Below are 3,400 nucleotides of genomic sequence, written 5' to 3' on the forward strand. Positions count from 1 at the left end.
GACACCAATGAGCAAAGTTTAGCCCCTACAGCATGGTCTATTGACGATCGCACGATAATATAAGAAAAGCCTGAAAACTTCCGGGAGCATCGTTAATGCACATCACGATGAATTTGTACAGTGCGTAAGTCCTAACTTAATATAATTCATTTACCAGAAGTAAAGTAAGTATTAATCGGTCAAAATAATATTACTCACAGGTCAGGATGCTGGACGCATGATTACTAAACCTAAAATTTTCATTGATGGCGAATCGGGAACCACAGGCTTAGAGATTTACTCACGCCTCAATCAACGGGATGACATCGAGTTAGTTAGCATTGAGGCATCTAAACGTAGAGATGCAACTGAGCGAGCTAAACTAATTAATGCCGTCGATGTTGTTATTCTCTGCCTACCTGATGATGCAGCCCGCGAAGCTGTTAGCTTAGTAAGTAGTAGTACGGTTAAGATCCTTGATGCTAGTAGTGCCCATCGCACAGCTAATAATTGGGTATATGGTTTTCCTGAACTAAATCCAGGACAGCGAGAGAAAATCGCCAGCGCCCAGTATGTCAGCAATCCAGGCTGTTATCCCACAGGATTTTTAGCCTGTATCCGTCCGTTGATTGCCAAGGGAATTTTAAAGAGTAATTTTCCCATCACCGTTAACGCAGTGTCAGGTTACTCTGGTGGCGGAAAGAATCTGATCAAACAAAACCATAACTTCCACGAACAGGAAGCTGGAGGAGAGTCACTTTATCCTTATGGTATCTACGGTTTGCAGTTTGGACATAAGCACGTCAAAGAAATGCATCATTACTCAGAGTTAGCATCGCCGCCGCTATTCGTACCAGCAGTAGGGGATTTTGAGCAAGGAATGCTGGTTCAAGTGCCTTTGCCGTTAGGGACTTTGGATAATCCACCATCAGGTGAGGTTATTCATCAAGTAATTGTTAATTACTACCAAAGTGAAAAATTTGTGCAGGTTGCTCCATACCAAGATTCTACACTACTGCGAGACGGAATATTTCTGGATGCGATGTCTACGACGGGCTACGCCTACGCAATCAACGGCACTAATATTGTTCAGGTATTTGTATTCGCCAATGACACCACCAAAGAAGCATTGCTAGTTGCTCGTCTCGACAACTTGGGCAAAGGCGCATCGGGAGCCGCAATCCAAAACCTAAACATCATGCTAGGCTTTCCAGAAGAGTTGGGATTGTAATATTGAGCCATAGCAATCCTATTTTATTTATTTATGAAAATTGAAAAGCTCAGATTTCCGACTTCTTAAGGATGTTTGCAAAGTCTAATTTGTGATTCGCTTGGGCGATTAGAAGTTGCGGCTACACAGACAAAACCCCGAAGTTCTGTTCGTCGTACTCCTGTCTAAGCAAGCTACGTACAGCGTCTCGTAGAGAACACGTTGGCGTTGGCAAAGCCTCTTGTAGAGAAGCCATCGCTGCAAGCCGACGCACCCTGCAGGACTCCTTCCCTACCAGATGCTGCGCGACGAACGGAGAACTCGCTCAGTAGCCGCAGAAGCGTCTACAGACTTCTCTTTGCCTGCGCTGGTTGAAAAACTTCGATTTTCTGTTAGTCCGTCAAGGCGTAATGACTCCGCACAGACCTCCGTAAATTTTTGATAATTTGAATGAGTAAATTGACGTTTATAAAAAAATATAAAATTACTTAATTTCAGTAAAAATACTGTTCTAGCAAGCAAGTTGCTAGATTTAAACTGGCTTACTAAGGCTGGTGGTGCTGACAACTCTGTTGAAATACACACAACTGCCCCAAGTTAATATTTGAATTTTCTAATCAGACATCCTCGCAATGGGTCGCATTGAGCAGATGGTTGAAGAGTATCGCCAAGTCATTGAGCGCCAGCTCCAATTAATTGATTGGTGTGCGGTTGAGATTGGGGAAAATCTTGCAGTTAATCGCACAGGAGGCTGAGGCAATAGCAGTTTATGAGAGTGCTTTGCCCTTGCACACCAACAAATGGTAGAGATAAGGAAATAAGGATAAAATCATGGGACAAGGCGGCAATATCACGTTGGTAAACGGAACGAAATACGATTGGGAAAATACATACCAGCATTCATATCAAATGAATTCCTGGACTTTCCCGGCCACTATCCCTGCTGGGAGCAGTACCACCGTTTATGTGGAGTGGGATCAGGGTGTTTTCGATACGCAAAGTGACGATGCGGGGGAGGTAACGTACACACTGAATGGAACTGGTTTGAATTTTCAGGTGCAAGCATCGGCCGGCAATGGATTCGACCTCAAAATTGCGTTTACAAATCTAGCAACGCTCGGAAATCCTCAAGGCAGCACCATCAACCTGGGGTGGAACTGGAATGGCTACGTCAATTTCATCCTATCGGGGGAGGTTAACAACTTCACCTCAAGTAATCTGCCGACCTCTTGGATGCAAAATAATCTCAATATTTTAGGAAGCAGGAGCTTGCGGCAGTTGTGCATACCAGGGTCCCATGATTCCGGGATGAGCAACTATACATCTGGCACTACTTTTGCAACTAATTGCAACACAATCACCCAAACTAGTGGCATTCAGGGGCAATTGCAGAGTGGCGCCCGGTATTTTGATATTAGGCCAGTTATCAGCGGCGGACAGTACTACACTGGTCATTATGGCCAGATCAGTTCTTCTTGGCAAGGTGCCAACGGACAATCCATCCAGTCCATCATTAACGATATCAATACTTACACCGCCAGCAATAAAGAGTTGGTGATCCTGTATCTGTCACACGACCTCAACACAGATTTGGGTAACGATTCTTACGCACCGTTCACCCAGGAAGAGTGGAATGCTTTGCTTTCGCTTTTGTTGGGCATCAACAACCGTTTCATTGCTCACAACCCCACAACTATTGATCTGACTACTCTTACACTCAATGATTTTATCAGTGGTAATCGAGCAGCAGTGATTGTAGTTGTGGATCCTTCCAGCAGCGGCATAAGCCTGGGGAATTATGCGAATCAAGGCTTTTACTGGGCTAGTAATTTTTCCGTGTTCAACCAGTACTCCGACACAAATGTTCCCAACCAGATGACAGCCGATCAGTTGGCAAAGATGAAGTCTAACAGACCCAATCCGAACTCGCCCTATTTCTTGCTGTCATGGACGCTCACTCAGGACAATACAGAGGCTGCAACCTGTAGCCTTGGAACCGCTTCCAGTATTTTGGATTTGGCCAACCAAGCCAACCCACTGCTGTACAGTATGCTCTTGCCCGTTTGCAACGATCAGTGCTATCCGAACATCATATACACCGACAATATTCAGACATCTGATATTGCGGCAATGGCAATGGCAGTAAACAGCAAGGCGATTTACTTATGAAATCGGCCGCTTGCGAACAAAAGAGATCGGATTGGGTCTGTT

General features: G+C 44.8%; 3 protein-coding genes. All 3 read left to right on the forward strand.

The window, feature by feature from the left end:
• The first annotated feature begins 220 nt into the window (after positions 1-220).
• The 3 genes from argC (at position 221) to LC574_RS32180 (ending at position 3,358) form a co-directional block, all read left to right on the forward strand.
• The gene (gene argC, locus LC574_RS32175) at positions 221-1,210 is read left to right on the forward strand and encodes an N-acetyl-gamma-glutamyl-phosphate reductase (protein WP_229457662.1); all 990 of its coding nucleotides are present in this window, start codon (positions 221-223) and stop codon (positions 1,208-1,210) included.
• 611 nt (positions 1,211-1,821) lie between these two features.
• Positions 1,822-1,944, forward strand: coding sequence for a hypothetical protein (locus LC574_RS38345; protein ID WP_267871744.1), 123 nt, complete (start codon positions 1,822-1,824; stop codon positions 1,942-1,944).
• A 76-nt stretch (positions 1,945-2,020) separates the two neighbouring features.
• Positions 2,021-3,358, forward strand: coding sequence for a hypothetical protein (locus LC574_RS32180; protein ID WP_229457661.1), 1,338 nt, complete (start codon positions 2,021-2,023; stop codon positions 3,356-3,358).
• Positions 3,359-3,400 lie beyond the last annotated feature (42 nt).

This window comes from Nostoc sp. CHAB 5715 (assembly GCF_020829685.1).
Lineage (GTDB): Bacteria > Cyanobacteriota > Cyanobacteriia > Cyanobacteriales > Nostocaceae > Nostoc.

Bases quoted from the DNA above. Each gene is read 5' to 3' on its own strand.
- LC574_RS38345 (WP_267871744.1), top strand. From the start codon at position 1,822: ATGGGTCGCATTGAGCAGATGGTTGAAGAGTATCGCCAAGTCATTGAG.
- LC574_RS32180 (WP_229457661.1), top strand. From the start codon at position 2,021: ATGGGACAAGGCGGCAATATCACGTTGGTAAACGGAACGAAATACGAT.